Raw genomic sequence first — 15,415 nt, forward strand, 5'->3', positions numbered from 1 at the left:
TTAATAATAGCCTGAATTTATTTTAAGCCTATTATTCACGTCTTAAATATAAGCAGAATATCCTATTGATGGTGTATTATATTTACCCACCGTTATTATAATAAAAAAGCCCCTTTAAAGAGGGGCTTTGCAGTAATGAAATTATTAAGCAGCCGTCAGAAATATTTGCGTAAATACTCCGTCAGGCACAGAATCGCCATTGCCTGGCCATACGGCATCGACGTCAGCGGTATTTGACGATAAAAATCAAGATCGCTGCCCATTCCCGTCCCGAACGAGGTTTGCAGCAGCTCCCCTTCCGGCGAGATATTTTGCACAATACCGCGAATCGCTTTCTCCGCCACCTCAGCGTACTCTGCGCCGACATAACGCTTGCGCACGGCCTTCAGAATTCCGTAGGCAAACCCTGCCGTGGCCGACGCCTCCAGATAAGAATCAGGATCGTCAAGCAGCGTATGCCACAGCCCGCTCTCGTCCTGACATTTTGCCAGCGCGGCGATCTGCGCATTCAGCACCTGCACCAGATAGCGACGAACGGCGTTGTTTTCCGGCAGATCCACCAGCTCAAGGAAGTCCGGGATCACGATGGTCAGCCAGCTGTTGCCGCGCGCCCAGCGGGCCCGGGCAAAGTTGTGATTACCTTCGTAATTCCAGCCGTGGAACCACAGCCCCGTCTCCCGGTCCATCAGGTTCTGCACGTGGAGCAGGAACTGATAGATCGCCTCCTCTACGTACTCCGGCTTGTTCAGCAGCCTGCCGATTTTCGCCAGCGGCAGTACCGTCATCATCAGCGTGTCGTCCCACATCTGCTGATGGTTCTCTTCTGCCAGCGTGATGTGCTGCATGCCCCCATGTTCGGTGCGCGGCATCTCATTCATCGCCCATTCTGCCCAGCTTTCCAGCCACGGTAGCCAGGCCGGGTTTTTGGTCTCTTCGTAGCGGTACGCCAGCGTCAGGAACGGCGACATGGTGTTCACGTTTTTAGTGGTTGCGCCTTCTGCGAAACGGTCAGCAAACCAGCTGTCGATAATCTCGCGCATGCCTTCGTCACCGGTCTGGCAGTAATACTGCCAGATACCGTACAAACCGACGCCGTGCGTCCACTCCCATCCGGCCCAGCCTTTGGTGTCGATCACACGCCCGTCGTCCAGCCGCAGCAAAAACTCACCCGTTTTGTCGTGGATATTGACCAGGTTATGCGTCACCTTCTGAATGAGCGATTTCAGCTCATCCCTGGCGATAAAGCGCTCAGGCTGACGCAGTAGCGGGCTATGTTTGACAGGCCAAACTTTCATCATCTTAACCTCTGTTGTATGTCGAATTCAGTACCGCACGATCCTTCAGCGAAGGGGCCGCCGGCTTATTGCGATTCAGATAACCGATATTGTTGTTGCCCCACAGGGATTCATACGGCATACCGGCCAGCATCTCCACGGTGGCGCGCGCCTGCGGGGTCGCCGCCTCCGGCATCGCATGGCCGGACTCGCGCATTTTCGCGGTCTCTTCACGCAGGGTGCTGTGGGTTTGTAAATTGAGCCTGAAGCGCAGGGAGACCAGGAAGCCGCAGAACAGCACCAGAATGGTGCCCACGCTCAGGATCATCAGAATGGTATGGCTCACTTCCGCAGGCTGTACTTTCTGACCGCTGACAAAGCCGGACATCTGCATCACGATACCCACCAGCATCACCGCGCCGGCCTGAGACGCTTTACGGGTCAGGGTCATGATGCCCGCGAAGATCCCTTCGCGACGCTGACCGGTGATCACTTCGTCCACGTCAGCAATGTAGGTGTAGGTATTCCACGGTACGTAGTTGATACCCCCGCGGCCAAGACCGGCAATTGCAGAGATCAGCAACAGCAGAGCGTATACGTCGCTCAGACCCGCGTAGTAAAGCACCGCGTAAGAGAGCGAAGCCAGGCCAAACAGCACGACCACCATGCGGTAAGACGGTGCAGGTCCGAAGCGAATGCACAGCGGAATCATCCCGATCACAGCGAGGAACTGGAAGATGGCCATCGTGCCCAGCAGGTTGGACGCCATCGACGCTTCCTGCATCAGCACAAACACCACGTAATAGGTGAAGACGGCGTTGAACACGTCCTGAGCAATATAGCCGCCGAGGTACATGCCCAGGTGCTGGCGGAAAATCTTGATACGCAGCGTTGAACTTAATTCGACAAAAAGACGATTCAGGCTCTGGCCCAGGGTCAGCTTTTTCTTCTCTTCTTCGGCACGCAGGGCCGCTTCAGACCACTCTTCACGCGGACGTTCCCAGGTAAAGAACCAGACAAAAGTGAGCATCAGGGCGCACAGTACGGAGAAGACCAGGCTGGCATAGAAGAAAGAGATCGCGTTGTCTTTGCCAAATTGCGTGAGCAGGATCCCCGGCAGGAAGGAGGCGAGAATGGCAGACATCTGCGCCATGGAGATACGCGCCCCGGAGAATTTGGTTTTCTGTTTGAAATCGTCCGTCATTTCCGGCACCAGCGTTTCGTACGGCACCAGGATCATGGTGTAGACGATATCGAAGATCAGATAAGTCAGCAGGTAGTACCAGAAGCTCATGTCCCCTACCCACATCAGCGAATAGCTGAACACGCAGGGAATACCGAGCAGAATAAAGAACTTACGACGGCCAAAACGCTTACCCAGCCAGGTGGTACCAAAGTTATCGGTTAAAAAGCCCATTAAAGGGCTGACAACCGCATCCAGCACCCTTGCGGCGGCGAAGATAAAGGTTGCTTCAATCGGTGTGAGTCCACAGAAGGTGGTATAAAAATACAAAAGCCAGGCGGCCGTCAGGGCGGTAGTCCCCGCCCCGAGGAAGTCCCCTGACCCGTAAGCAAGATAATTTGCGAGTCCAATTTTTCGTGTTTTCATTGCCGTCAACCCTAATCAGTTTTGGGAGACTCCCTGTAAGCAAACCTCGTCCGGGAGTTTTTACACGGCTACAGTAAAAGTATCGACCTGGTGAAACCTTTCTGTTTCTGCCATCACCGGGTGGCAAATGGCAAAAATGCAAAGAGTGTCGTTACGCGTGTCACTGATTTATAAAACAGCGTTTCTTTTGTATCAAAAGGGAAGGTCAATTTTGCGAGCCAGCCTTCAGAAATGCCTGAAGACTGGCGAAAAGGCGGGCAGTTAGCGGTAGTTGACGAGCACCTCGTTGCGCTGAATTTTTAGCGCCGGGATCAGGCGTCCACCGCCCGGCACTTCCCAGATGAAGCGTAAAGGTTCCTGAGCAGACACCCCGTTTAAGGCCTGGGTTGTGCCATTCTGCCCCTCGATTTCCACGCAGCGGGTCAGCGAGCATAGCCGCACCCGTAATCCGGCCGGCGTAGGGCCCGTCAATGTGTAATTCCAGGCCACCAGCGTCATCTGCCCGGAAACGGGCTCAGAGGCCGACAGCGGACGGGAGGAGATCGCCTCCCCCCGATGGTTGAGCGTTAAGCCGATACTGCTGGCCTGCCATGCCCCCTCGCCTGCGGCCTGCGCCGCCAGCGGAAAAAGTAAGATCCACAGCCATTTACGCATTATTTTCCTCCGATGGTCGCCGTCATGCGGATATTGCGGTTATCGGACAGCTCCATGTTCGACAGTACCACCAGCTGGTTCAGGCTCCGGCGCAGGAAGCGCGACAGCAGCGGACGCAGCGCATGATTCACCAGCAGCACCGGCGGTGCGCCCAGCATCTCCTGACGCGCCAGCGCCTCCTGAGTTTGCGCCAGTAATCTGTCCGCCAGGCCTGGCTCCAGTCCGCCACCGCCCTGTAGGGCCTGAAGCAGCAGACGTTCAAGCGGCGTGTCGAGGCCAATCACCTGCACTTCGCCGGTTCCCGGGAACCACTGCTGGGTAATGGCGCGTCCGAGCGCCACGCGCACTACCGCCGTCAGCTCGTGCGGATCGCTTTGCAGCGGCGCATGCTCGGCCAGAGTTTCGAGGATGGTACGCATATCGCGGATAGGCACCTTCTCGTCGAGCAGGTTTTGCAGCACTTTATGCAGCGTGGTTAAGGTCAGCACGCCCGGGACTAAATCTTCGGTCAGCTTCGGCATCTCCTGCGTTACGCGGTCAAGCAGCTGCTGCGCCTCCTGACGCCCGAACAGCTCCGCAGAGAACTGACCAATCAGGTGGTTAAGGTGCGTCGCCACCACGGTACTGGCCTCAACGACCGTGTAACCCTGAATCTGCGCCTGCTCTTTCAGCGCGCTTTCGATCCAGATAGCGGCCAGACCAAAGGCCGGATCGGTCGTCTGCTCGCCCGGCAGCGTGCCTGCGGCGGTGCCGGGGTTAATTGCCAGCCAGCGGCCGGGGTACGCGTCGCCGCTGCCGATTTCCACCCCTTTCATCAGGATGCGGTAGCGTGCGGGGGGCAGATCCATGTTGTCACGGATATGAACCACCGGCGGCAGGAAACCCATGTCCTGGGCGAATTTTTTACGAATGCTGCGGATACGGCCCAGCAGTTCACCATCCTGCTGGAAATCCACCATCGGGATCAGGCGGTAGCCCACCTCCATCCCCAGAGAATCCTCAAGCTGAACGTCGTTCCAGGTCGCTTCCACCGCCTGAGTATTCTCAGGCATTTTGACCGGGGCCGGCTCTGCCGCTGGCTGGGTTTCACGGCCACGCATCCACCAGGCAAGCCCCAGCAGTCCAGCGGTAAACAGCAGGAACACCAGGTTTGGCATGCCCGGCACCAGCCCGAGCAAGCCCAGCACCGCCGCGGAGAGCAGCATAACGCGCGGGTTGCTGAACAGCTGTCCCACCATCTGCTCGCCAACGTCCTGGTCGGTGCTGACGCGAGTCACGATCACACCCGCCGCGGTGGAGATCACCAGCGCCGGGATCTGCGCGACCAGACCGTCACCGATGGTCAGCAGCGTATAGCTTTCCGCCGCGTGGCCCATGTCCATTCCGTGTTGCAGCACGCCGACGAGCAGGCCGCCGACGACGTTAATCACCATAATCAGAATGCCCGCGATGGCATCACCGCGTACAAACTTACTCGCACCGTCCATCGAGCCGTAGAAATCGGCCTCCTGGGTCACTTCGGCACGGCGTTTTTTCGCTTCATCTTCCGCGATCAGCCCGGCATTAAGATCGGCGTCGATGGCCATCTGCTTGCCCGGCATCCCGTCGAGCACGAAGCGCGCGCCCACTTCTGCGATACGCCCTGCACCTTTAGTGATAACCATAAAGTTGATAATCACCAGAATGACGAACACCACGATACCGATGGCGAAGTTGCCGCCCACCAGGAAGTGACCGAAGGCTTCTACCACCTTGCCCGCCGCCGCCGCGCCGGTGTGCCCTTCCATCAGGATGATACGCGTGGAGGCAACGTTCAGCGCGAGGCGCAGCAGCGTGGTGAATAGCAGGATCGTTGGAAACGCGGCGAACTCCAGCGTGCGCTGGGTAAACATCGCCACCAGCAGCACCATGATGGACAACGCAATGTTGAAGGTGAAAAGCAGGTCGAGGATAAATGCCGGTAACGGCAGCACCATCATCGACAAAATTAGCAGGATCAGAATCGGTCCGGCAAGGATCTGCCATTGCGTCGTTTTCAGGTTGCCGGGCAGGCGCAACATTGCCACCAGATTAGCCATCAGTGTCCTTCTCGTTCAAAAAATCCAGTGCTTCAGGCACCGGAAGGTTCTCAGGTTTTACAGGTCGTTGACCGCCTGCTAAACGCCAGCGTTTCAGTTGCCACACCCAGGCCAGCACCTCTGCGACAGCGGCATAGAGCTGGCCCGGGATCTGTTGTCCAATTTCCGCGTGGCGGTACAGCGCACGGGCCAGCGGCGGTGCTTCAAGGATCGGCACGCGGTTTTCCGTGGCGATTTCACGAATGCGCAGCGCAATCAGCCCGGCACCTTTCGCCACCACTTTCGGCGCGCTCATTTTGTTTTCGTCGTACTGTAGCGCGACGGAGTAGTGGGTCGGGTTAGTGACGATCACATCGGCTTTCGGCACATCTTCCATCATGCGACGACGCGCGGCAGCACGCTGCATCTGCCGGATACGGCCCTTGACGTGCGGGTCGCCTTCCATCTGTTTATATTCATCGCGGATGTCCTGACGCGACATTCGCAGCTTCTTGATATGGGAAAAGATCTGGAAGATAACGTCGAACGCCACCATCGGAATAATGCTGAGCACCACCAGCAGCGAGCATAATCCGACCAGATTCAGGGCATTTTTCATCGCCGTCATGGGGGATTCGCTGATCAGGCGCATCATTTCCGGCCAGTAGTGCCACAGAAAAAACCCGGCTGTCCCGCCCATAAGAAGCGATTTCAGAATGGCTTTGAGCAACTCAGCGCCCGTTTGCGCGGAAAACATTTTTGCAATACCGGGCAGCGGGTTGAGCTTAGAGAATTTCGGTTGCAGCGATTTACCGCTGAACACCAGGCCACCGAGCATGACCGGGGATACAAGCGCCACGATGACCACGCCCACGATCAGCGGCAGCAAGGCGATCATCGCGCTTTTAACAAGATTGATGATTTGAATGAGGATCAGATTGGGGTCATTGACCATGCTGTGATCGAAACGTAAGCCAGCAGAGAGCATGCCCGCCAGTCTGCGGGCGAGCATCTCCCCGCCCCACCAGATGATACACACGCCGACCACCAGGATCAGTAGGGACGTCAGCTCTCTGGATCGGGGGATCTGCCCATCCTCACGGGCTTTTTCAAGTCGGTGGGGTGTGGGGGCTTCTGTTTTGTCGTCGTTCTCTTCTGCCACTTTCGGTCTCGCAGCCCAATGATTCAGGGATATCATGCCATCATGTCAATGCGCCAATGGGCTGATAAAACCGCATTAGCGGGGCTTTTTATTCTCTTAGAGAGATAACAGACTGCAAGGGGGATGAAAAAATGGGCTAAAGATTGCTCACTGACATGAAGTCAATCATTTTATGAGATGATTAATAATTGAAAATATTTTAAGTAAAAATAAATTAATAAGTCTAACTGGCTAACTCTCTCTCAAACATCTTCACTTTTTGCTTTTTTTTAGACTTATTTGTTTGCAGAAATGATAACTGTATGTAAATTCAATAAACAATGAATATTGAATAACCGGCTCCCATTAATTTACAAATTAGTAAAAGGGTTTTACTCTTTATAATATTCATCTTGACCAACGCTTACCTGCGAAAAATTACCCGTTATACTTCTGCGCGGCGTCATTTGAATCACAACGTCAGATGAACAGCCCGACATACATTTTAAACTCAGGAAATTTAGCAGATGGACTTCAAAAAGAATATTATCGCAGGCCTGGCGCTTGCCACCCTTTCGATGAGCAGTTTTGCTGCCGAAATGAATGCCGGTACCATTCACTTTACGGGTGAAATTATTGAACCAAGTTGCACCATTCAGGGCGATAACGGTACAGATAGCACCATTCCGCTGGGCACCTATCCAACGTCTTACTTCACCGAAGTCGGCAAGGAAACCTCTCTCACGCCGTTTTCTATTACCCTTGCAAATTGTCCGTTAAGAAGCGACGGTCTGCCAGCTGTGCAGCTCACGTTTGTTGGCCCAACGGATCTTACGGGCACTACAACGCTACTTAATGTCAGCAAAATCACCACCTCAGGCGATACTGCGGCCGCAGGTATTGGTATTGCCGTCAGCCCGGCTGGGCGGAATGAACAACTCATCACCATGGATGGTGCTGAAGAACAGGTTTATATCGAGCTGGCGACAAAATCCTCCGACACGATTAAAGCTGATTTCAACGCTCGCTATAAATCTTTTGCAGCTAACGTTACAGCCGGGCCGGCCGATGCGGATATGACCGTAAATATTCTATATCGCTAATATTCGGCTCTCTGGTATTCAGCAAATAGATATTTACGCCTCATGACGTTTAAGGAGTCATGCTCAGAAAATAGTTCGGATCCTATTCCGGACTATTGTCATTTTATCAACCTCCTTTATTAAAGGTTTGACCATGCGCACATCTATAAAATTTTTATTATGCCTTCCCGTTATTACGAGCATGTATTGTCACGCTACAGGCGTACAAATCAGCCGTACACGCATAATTTACGATGCCGCAAAAAAGGAAGTTGCCCTGCCCTTACAGAATAATGATAAAGCGCTCCCCTGGTTAATTCAGTCATGGACAGACACGGGTGATGGTAAAACGCGCGGGCCGTTTATTGTGACGCCTCCCCTTTTTCGCCTTGATCCGCAAAAAGAGCAAAGTCTGCGTATCGCCTGGAACGGCAAATCTCTGCCCGGCGACAAAGAGACGCTTTTCTATATGAATGTGCGTACCGTTCCTGCCACTGCCGCGGATGAAGAAGATAAAAATGTACTCCGACTAATCTATAAAACTCGCCTGAAACTCTTCTGGCGCCCCACCGGGCTTGCGGGAACATCCACCGAAACGTGTAAAAATCTGCGCTTCGTTCGTCATGGTCAGCAACTCACCGTCATTAACGACGGCGCGTTTTATAGCATCTTCGACTCACTTTCACTTGGATCGCAGAAGCTGAAAGACGCGGACATGGTGGGGCCAAAATCACGCGTCGATATTACGCTTCCCGCCAACGTATCAGGTACGAGTGTTAGCTGGCGTTGTATCACCGATTACGGCAACGCCTCTGAAAAACATATTTCTACCCTGGCGCAGGATTAAAAACTCACAATGATGACAGGACCTAATTCCTTGCGATGCGAAGGTATCTTTCGACTGAATCCACTTCTTCGTTGCCTGGGTGGCCTCTTGATTATGGCGAGCTGCTCCGGACATGCCCGCGAATACCGCTTCTCCCCCTCTTCGCTGGAAGGGGACATGCTGACTCAGCAGGATATCGATCTTTCGCTATTTTCGAAATCCAACGCTCAGCTACCCGGAACCTACTCTTCAAGAGTGATGGTCAACGATCGTCGCCTTGATGACGCTGATATCACGTATGTGAGCACGCCCGACGGCGCATTAGCGCCACAAATGACGCCTGATATGCTGCGAATGTGGGGCATTAATGTCGATCGTTTTCCGAAACTGTTGGAACTTCCCGCTGGCGAAACGTTGCCAAAATCCCTGGGAAACTACATTCCCATGGCCTCAGCCGCGCTTGATTTCTCGACGATGACCCTAAAGCTGAGTATCCCTCAGGCAGCGATCGGCGGGACCGGCCGGGATTACATCGACCCATCACGCTGGGATGACGGGGTTCCTGTCGTGTTCAGCGACTATGCCTTTTCCGGGTCGCAAAACAAAGACAGCGACGATAATGAAACGTCCAGCCAGTACCTGAATTTGCGCACCGGCGCAAACCTTGAGGGATGGCGCGTGCGAAACTACTCCACGTGGAGCAAATCAGATACTGATAATCACTGGGAAAACATAAATACCTATCTGCAACATGACGTTGATGCGCTTAAGGCTCAGTTTACTGCTGGGGAAAGTAACACCCGCGGTGAGGTGTTTGACAGTCTCCAGTATCGTGGGGTGAACCTCGCCTCAGACGAAGAGATGCTGCCTTACAGCCAGCGCGGTTATGCGCCTGTCATTAGAGGGATAGCCAGCTCAAACGCGGAAGTCTCGGTTCGCCAGAATGGCTACCTCATCTATCAGCAGAACGTCGCGCCGGGCGCGTTTGAGATCAACGATCTTTACTCCACCACAAACAGCGGCGATCTGGAGGTAACGGTAAAAGAAGCCGACGGTACCGAGCATCACTTTACGCAACCCTACTCCAGTATCGCCGTTATGCAACGTCCGGGGCACATGAAGTATGAATTCACGGCGGGACGTTATCGCGCCGATAGCGGCAGCGATCAAAATGAACCCGACTTCGTGCAGGGAAGTTTTATCTACGGATTCAACAATATTCTCACCTGGTTTGGCGGCTTAACGCTTTCAAAAGACTATAACGCCGCCAATACGGGGGCGGGTATAGCGTTAGGCCCGCTGGGCTCACTTTCAGCAGACGTCACCGTAGCCGATACCCGGCTCGACGACGACAGCGAGCACAAAGGCCAGTCCTGGCGTTTGCTGTATACCGGTAAAATTGACAGTACCAATACGAATTTCACCCTCGGCAGCTATCGCTATTCCAGCCGGGGTTATTACAGTTTTGCAGACGCCAACCAAAAGCTTGACGGGCACGAAGATGACCTGCTGTTCCGCTATAACAAACGCAACCGTATTCAGGCCAGCATTAGCCAGACTATTTCCGGCGTGAGTCTGTACCTTAACGGCTATCAGCAGGACTACTGGGGAACCTCGAAAAAAGAACGCAGCCTCTCTGTCGGGTTTAATACCGTTCTCGCAGGCGTTAGCTATCATCTGGCGTATACCTACAGTAAAACGAATGGCGAAGAGTCAGACCGGATGGTGTCTTTTGGCTTTAGCGTTCCACTCGCCAGATGGCTACCGCGTGCGTGGAGCAGCTATAACATTAGCAACACCAAACACGGATACACCCGGCAAAACCTCGGTTTCAACGGCACCCTGCTGGATGATCAGCGTCTGAGCTACTCGCTACAGCAAAGCCATTCTAACCACGATGGAGAAGACACCAGCAGCATATATGGCAGTTACCGTTCGCAATATGCCAACCTGAATGCCGGGTACTACGCCTCTTCCGATCATTCTCAACAGCTTAATTATGGGATCAGCGGCGGTATTGTGGCACACCCGCACGGTGTCACCCTTGCTCAACCGTTGGGCAATCAGTTTGCCATTATTAATGCCAACAACGCAGCGGGTGTTCGTTTCCAGAACCAGCGTGGCATTCAGACTGACTGGCAAGGGAATGCCATCATCCCGTCGCTGACTCCGTATCAGGAGAACCGAATTCGAATCGATACCTCCAGCCTGCCGGAAAACGTAGACAGCAGCGATACCTCGGCCACGGTTATTCCGTCCCGTAATGCTGCGGTAGTGGCCAATTTTGATGCTCACGTTGGCTACCGAATGTTAATCACTCTGACGCGTCCGAACGGGCAGCGCGTTCCGTTTGGTGCCATCGCGACCAGTGCATCCCCCGTCATCAGCGGGATCGTGGATGATACCGGCACCGTTTATCTGGCAGGCATCGGGGATACCGCGCAGCTGACGGTAAAGTGGGGTAACGGACCCGATCAGCAGTGCAGCACCTCTCTTTCACAGCAGACAGATCGTCAAAATGAAAGCCCTAACGGCATTCGCTCAGTTAGCGTGCTTTGTCAGCAGGAGCACCCGCATGTTGAATAAACTACAGCGACTTACGACAACAGCCTCACTCACAACGGTGCTGGCTATGGCCTATTATCCTTCCAGCAGCGCTGCTGGCGTAACCCAACTCCAGAACTGTTTCGGCGCACCGCAAACCTACAATGTGTCGTACGACCATGAATTTGATTCCAGTGAAAACGTGGCCAATCGCGACTACGATATTCCCGATCATCTGGTGGGTGCCGGCGTAGAGATGGAGGCTAACTGCACCTGTCCAAACAATTTATTTTCCTCCAGCATGGTGTATGAAAAAACGCTGGTGGGCAGCCCGCTCAGCCCAGGCGTAAATGGTTATGGCTATCTGACCGACAAGATTGATGCGGATATTACCGGCTACGCCGATGCAATTAACTCCCCAGACGGCACTTATCTCACGCCGGTGCCAATAAATGAATACCCCACGTCGCGGGGAAATATGCAGAGTGTCCTTGAAAATTCGCTGGCGAAACCCGAGTCCGAAGCCAGCGTTTGCAGCAGCGATACCCAACCCTCAGGAGCCGCAGCAATAAAACGTAAATTTCGCTGGAATGTTGTGGCGGTCATGCTCCACGTTAAAAAGCCGATTCTGGGTGAAGAGGTGATTCCACCCACGCTCATTGCTCAGAACTATGCCTGCCTTTATATCGGCTCCGGTACTACCTGCGACGGTACTCAGGCAGAACAGGTCTCGGATATCTGGTTTGGGGGGGCCCTTTCAGCGCCACTGAGCTGTACGATCAACGCAGGCAGCACCATTGAGGTGGAATTTGGTAGCATTGTCAGCAAGCAGTTCACCCAAAAAGGGCAGCCGCCGCAGGGCTACGCCCTTAAGGGCGTCGATATAGCTTATCACTGTGACGATAACGCCGTTGGTAACACGGATCGAATTAAGCTTACGCTGTCAGCGGACCAGGGCGTGGCGGACAGCCGTACGCCGTACATTGCAAAACTGCTTGAGCGAGATGACCTGGGTGTACGCGTCTATGACGAAAACAGCCAAAACGTTGCGCTGGACGGTACTTATGAATTTCCCGTAGCAATGGACGAACAGGGAAATGGTGTCATTAAAATTCAGGCTGTGCCGGTCAGCCTTAAGGATGCCTCTCCTGCCCCCGGCAGCTTCGAAGGTAACGTGACGGTAAAAATGGATCTACGCTAGCCAGAACACCCTCAGGCTGCTCAAACAACCTGAGGGTAAACGCATTAATCAGAAGCCGAGGCTGTCCAGCAGATCGTCCACCTGATCCTGGCTTGCCACCACGCCCGCCTTGCTGGCGTCGAGCTGTGGCCCATTGAGCAGGCTTTCGTTTTCGCGTTTCGGACGGGCGGCCGGTTCCGGAATGTTCTCCAGCAGCACCATCAGCAGCTGACGCTCAATCTCCTGAATCACATCCATCATGCGCTTGATCACCTGGCCGGTAAGATCCTGGAAATCCTGCGCCATCATAATGTCGAGCAGCTGGGCGTTGGTGAAGCTGGTGTGTCCCGGCACGTCACCCAGGAACTGGCGGGTATCGGTGACCAGCTCGCGCGCGTCGGCCAGCTCGATTGGGTTTTCAAACCACGCGTCCCAGCGTTGGGTCAAGGCTTTTGCGCCCTTCTCCATCGCGTCCTGGTGCGGCTGCGAAGCTTCAACACTGTTCAGCGCGCGCTCGGCTGCCTGCGCGGTCATCTGCACCACGTAGTCCAGACGGTCACGGGCGTCAGGGATGGCTTCCGCCGCTTCGGCGATCGCCTGGTCCAGCCCCAGTTCACGCAGGCTGTCGCGCAGCATGCGCGTGAGGCTACCAATGCGGGCGATAATGTCGCTCGGCGAATGTTCTTCAACGGGTTTCATAGCAGGTTGCATCATCACCACCACCTCACATGCCGAGTTTCTCGAAGATCTTTCCGAGCTTCTCTTCCAGAGTCGCCGCGGTGAAAGGCTTCACCACGTAGCCGCTTGCGCCCGCCTGTGCGGCAGCAATAATGTTCTCTTTTTTCGCTTCTGCGGTCACCATCAGCACCGGCAGAGAGGCCATGCTTGCATCCGCGCGAATGGTTTTCAGCAGTTCGAGACCGTCCATGTTTGGCATGTTCCAGTCGGAAATCACAAAGCCAAACCCGCCAGCCTGGAGTTTGTTCAGCGCATCCACACCGTCTTCTGCTTCTTCAACATTGTTGAATCCCAACTCTTTCAGCAGGTTACGCACAATGCGACGCATGGTGGAAAAGTCATCCACAACCAAAAACTTAAGCTCTTTATCCGCCATAAAATAATACTCCTGAGTCAAATACGTATTGCCTGTCCGGCACTGATTTTCGCCAGCATCTGCTGGCTTACCTGGCTAAGATCGACCACTTCGCTCACGCCACCCATATTGATGGCCTCGCGCGGCATGCCGAACACCACACAACTTGCTTCATTCTGCGCGATGGTCCAGGCGCCAGCCTGGTGCATCGCAAGCATTCCGGCGGCGCCGTCGTTGCCCATCCCCGTCAGGATCACCCCTACGGCGTTGCGCCCCGCATGTTTCGCCACCGAATGAAACAGCACATCCACCGACGGACGGTGCCGGTTAACCGGCGGCCCGTCATGAATTTTGATTTGATAGTTCGCCCCGCTTCGCGCCAGCTCCATGTGCTTGTCACCCGGAGCGATATACGCGTGTCCCGGCAGCACGCGCTCGCCGTCTTCCGCCTCTTTCACACTAATCTGGCACAGCTTATTCAGGCGCTCCGCGAACGAGCGGGTGAAGCCTGGCGGCATATGTTGCGTAATCAGGATACCCGGGCTTGAGAGCGGCAATGGCTGGAGTACATGGCGAATTGCCTCTGTTCCTCCGGTTGACGCGCCAATCACCAGCAGTTTTTCCGAGCTGAGTAATGGCCCCGCCTTCAGCGTTGCCGGGGCCGCCGTCGGCTTGTGCGCGGCGAGCTTCGCCCGGGATGCGGTGCGGATCTTCTCGGCGATCATCTCGCTGTATGCCAGCATCCCCTCGCGAATGCCGAGCTGCGGCTTGGTGACAAAATCCACCGCCCCCAGCTCCAGCGCGCGCAGGGTAATCTCCGAGCCTTTTCCGGTCAGGGAGGAGACCATCACCACCGGCATCGGTCGCAGGCGCATTAATTTTTCCAGAAAATCGATGCCATCCATGCGCGGCATTTCGACATCGAGCGTCAGCACGTCGGGGTTATATTTTTTGATTAAATCCCGCGCGACCAGCGGATCGGGCGCTGTCGCCACCATCTCCATATCGCTGTGGCTATTGATGATTTCGGTCATGATCTGACGCATCAGCGCCGAATCATCGACAGACAATACCCTGATTTTACTCATGCTTTTTCCTTACTCAGCGCATATACCGTTTGCCCACGCAGGCTAAACTCACGCACGAGGTTGCTAAAGTTTTCCGAGTGCCCGGCAAACAGTAAACCGTCAGACTTGAGCAACGGAACAAAGCGACGCAGAATGTCCTGTTGCGTCGTTTTATCAAAATAGATCATCACGTTACGGCAAAAAATGGCGTCGAATGGCCCCGGCACGTTGTACTGCTTGTCCAGTAAATTAACGGGGGCAAATTCCACGCAGTTCGCCAGCTCCTGGCGTACGCGCACCAGTCCTTCGTGCGGGCCTGTACCGCGCATGAAGTAACGCTGTAGCTGCTGAGGCGACAGGGTTTTCAGCTCATCCTGGCGATAAACGCCGTTGCGGGCTTTTTCCAGCACTTCGGTGTCGATGTCGCTGGCGTACACTTTCCAGCGGCCCGGCGCCATGCCCAGGGTGTCCGCCAGGGTGATGGCCAGCGAGTACGGCTCCTCACCGGTGGAGGCCGCCGCGCTCCAGACGCGATACTCTCCGCTACGGCGACGGGCGTGTTCCGCCAGCACCGGGAAGTGATGCGCCTCGCGGAAAAACGCGGTCAGGTTGGTGGTTAATGAGTTGATAAATGCCTGCCATTCGGCGCTGTTCTGGTTCGCTTCGAGCATGCTCAGATAGCGGCCAAAATCGTCCAGCCCCAGCGTGCGCAGGCGCCGCACCAGCCGGTTGTAGACCATGTCTCGCTTATGGTCAGCAAGCACGATCCCCGCACGCTGGTAGATTAACTGACATATCCGACGAAAATGCGCGTCCGACAGCGCGAGGCGCTGTGTCATCTGCAACAATAATGACGTTTGCCCTGAGGGCATGGGTGATGTCATAGCG

The 15,415-nt window shown here is 54.8% G+C and carries 13 protein-coding genes; 4 read left to right on the forward strand and 9 right to left on the reverse strand.

Annotated elements, in window-relative coordinates; all coding sequences use genetic code 11:
* Positions 1-155: 155 nt before the first annotated feature.
* The 5 genes from IM267_RS11765 to flhB all read right to left on the reverse strand — a co-directional run bounded on the left by IM267_RS11765 (position 156) and on the right by flhB (position 6,756).
* Positions 156-1,295: a glycoside hydrolase family 105 protein gene (locus IM267_RS11765; RefSeq protein ID WP_063868555.1), complete on the reverse strand. Its 1,140-nt coding sequence runs from the start codon at positions 1,293-1,295 to the stop codon at positions 156-158.
* Between the two features lie 4 nt (positions 1,296-1,299).
* Positions 1,300-2,883 (reverse strand): MFS transporter, encoded by a 1,584-nt coding sequence (locus IM267_RS11770; protein ID WP_063868457.1) that lies wholly within the window; start codon positions 2,881-2,883, stop codon positions 1,300-1,302.
* 261 nt (positions 2,884-3,144) lie between these two features.
* Complete coding sequence (locus IM267_RS11775; protein WP_193033454.1) at positions 3,145-3,537, reverse strand: flagellar protein FlhE; 393 nt, start codon at positions 3,535-3,537, stop codon at positions 3,145-3,147.
* Entirely contained in the window at positions 3,537-5,615 is a 2,079-nt protein-coding gene (flhA, locus tag IM267_RS11780) for a flagellar biosynthesis protein FlhA (RefSeq protein WP_063450124.1), read from the reverse strand. Before flhA ends, IM267_RS11775 begins: the two co-directional genes overlap by 1 nt.
* Positions 5,608-6,756 carry a flagellar biosynthesis protein FlhB gene (flhB, locus tag IM267_RS11785; RefSeq protein WP_064910429.1) on the reverse strand — a complete coding sequence of 383 codons (1,149 nt, stop codon included), beginning with the start codon at positions 6,754-6,756 and terminating at the stop codon, positions 5,608-5,610. Before flhB ends, flhA begins: the two co-directional genes overlap by 8 nt.
* A 506-nt stretch (positions 6,757-7,262) precedes the next feature.
* Between flhB and IM267_RS11790 the strand changes: the two genes are divergently transcribed.
* The 4 genes from IM267_RS11790 to IM267_RS11805 all read left to right on the forward strand — a co-directional run bounded on the left by IM267_RS11790 (position 7,263) and on the right by IM267_RS11805 (position 12,388).
* A complete protein-coding gene (locus IM267_RS11790; RefSeq protein ID WP_193033455.1) occupies positions 7,263-7,838 on the forward strand; it encodes a fimbrial protein in 576 nt (191 codons plus the stop codon).
* Positions 7,839-7,971: 133 nt separating this feature from the next.
* A complete protein-coding gene (locus IM267_RS11795) occupies positions 7,972-8,664 on the forward strand; it encodes a molecular chaperone (protein ID WP_193033456.1) in 693 nt (230 codons plus the stop codon).
* Positions 8,665-8,757: 93 nt separating this feature from the next.
* Complete coding sequence (locus tag IM267_RS11800) at positions 8,758-11,229, forward strand: fimbria/pilus outer membrane usher protein (RefSeq protein WP_226848062.1); 2,472 nt, start codon at positions 8,758-8,760, stop codon at positions 11,227-11,229.
* Positions 11,219-12,388 carry a fimbrial protein gene (locus tag IM267_RS11805; RefSeq protein ID WP_193033458.1) on the forward strand — a complete coding sequence of 390 codons (1,170 nt, stop codon included), beginning with the start codon at positions 11,219-11,221 and terminating at the stop codon, positions 12,386-12,388. The genes IM267_RS11800 and IM267_RS11805 overlap by 11 nt, the downstream gene beginning before the upstream one ends.
* Positions 12,389-12,436: 48 nt before the next feature.
* Here the strand turns inward: IM267_RS11805 and cheZ are convergent, their stop codons facing one another.
* From cheZ to cheR, 4 genes are read right to left on the reverse strand one after another with little or no spacing between them, the layout of a single operon-like run.
* A complete protein-coding gene (gene cheZ, locus IM267_RS11810) occupies positions 12,437-13,081 on the reverse strand; it encodes a protein phosphatase CheZ (protein ID WP_063450128.1) in 645 nt (214 codons plus the stop codon).
* A gap of 10 nt (positions 13,082-13,091) precedes the next feature.
* Complete coding sequence (gene cheY / locus IM267_RS11815) at positions 13,092-13,481, reverse strand: chemotaxis response regulator CheY (RefSeq protein ID WP_193033459.1); 390 nt, start codon at positions 13,479-13,481, stop codon at positions 13,092-13,094.
* A gap of 17 nt (positions 13,482-13,498) precedes the next feature.
* Positions 13,499-14,548 carry a chemotaxis response regulator protein-glutamate methylesterase gene (locus tag IM267_RS11820; RefSeq protein ID WP_003859716.1) on the reverse strand — a complete coding sequence of 350 codons (1,050 nt, stop codon included), beginning with the start codon at positions 14,546-14,548 and terminating at the stop codon, positions 13,499-13,501.
* Complete coding sequence (cheR, locus tag IM267_RS11825) at positions 14,545-15,411, reverse strand: protein-glutamate O-methyltransferase CheR (protein ID WP_063868450.1); 867 nt, start codon at positions 15,409-15,411, stop codon at positions 14,545-14,547. The genes IM267_RS11820 and cheR overlap by 4 nt, the downstream gene beginning before the upstream one ends.
* Between the last annotated feature and the right edge of the window lie 4 nt (positions 15,412-15,415).

This window comes from Enterobacter cloacae complex sp. P15RS, from assembly GCF_014895905.1.
In the GTDB taxonomy this organism is placed as follows: domain Bacteria; phylum Pseudomonadota; class Gammaproteobacteria; order Enterobacterales; family Enterobacteriaceae; genus Enterobacter; species Enterobacter quasihormaechei.

Excerpts from the sequence above, each read along its gene's own strand:
- IM267_RS11775 (WP_193033454.1), bottom strand. The coding sequence starts at position 3,537 with ATGCGTAAATGGCTGTGGATCTTACTTTTTCCGCTGGCGGCGCAGGCC.
- IM267_RS11820 (WP_003859716.1), bottom strand. The coding sequence starts at position 14,548 with ATGAGTAAAATCAGGGTATTGTCTGTCGATGATTCGGCGCTGATGCGT.
- IM267_RS11800 (WP_226848062.1), top strand. The coding sequence starts at position 8,758 with ATGGCGAGCTGCTCCGGACATGCCCGCGAATACCGCTTCTCCCCCTCT.
- IM267_RS11765 (WP_063868555.1), bottom strand. The coding sequence starts at position 1,295 with ATGAAAGTTTGGCCTGTCAAACATAGCCCGCTACTGCGTCAGCCTGAG.
- cheY (WP_193033459.1), bottom strand. The coding sequence starts at position 13,481 with ATGGCGGATAAAGAGCTTAAGTTTTTGGTTGTGGATGACTTTTCCACC.
- flhA (WP_063450124.1), bottom strand. The coding sequence starts at position 5,615 with ATGGCTAATCTGGTGGCAATGTTGCGCCTGCCCGGCAACCTGAAAACG.
- IM267_RS11795 (WP_193033456.1), top strand. The coding sequence starts at position 7,972 with ATGCGCACATCTATAAAATTTTTATTATGCCTTCCCGTTATTACGAGC.
- cheR (WP_063868450.1), bottom strand. The coding sequence starts at position 15,411 with ATGACATCACCCATGCCCTCAGGGCAAACGTCATTATTGTTGCAGATG.
- IM267_RS11790 (WP_193033455.1), top strand. The coding sequence starts at position 7,263 with ATGGACTTCAAAAAGAATATTATCGCAGGCCTGGCGCTTGCCACCCTT.
- IM267_RS11770 (WP_063868457.1), bottom strand. The coding sequence starts at position 2,883 with ATGAAAACACGAAAAATTGGACTCGCAAATTATCTTGCTTACGGGTCA.
- IM267_RS11805 (WP_193033458.1), top strand. The coding sequence starts at position 11,219 with ATGTTGAATAAACTACAGCGACTTACGACAACAGCCTCACTCACAACG.
- cheZ (WP_063450128.1), bottom strand. The coding sequence starts at position 13,081 with ATGATGCAACCTGCTATGAAACCCGTTGAAGAACATTCGCCGAGCGAC.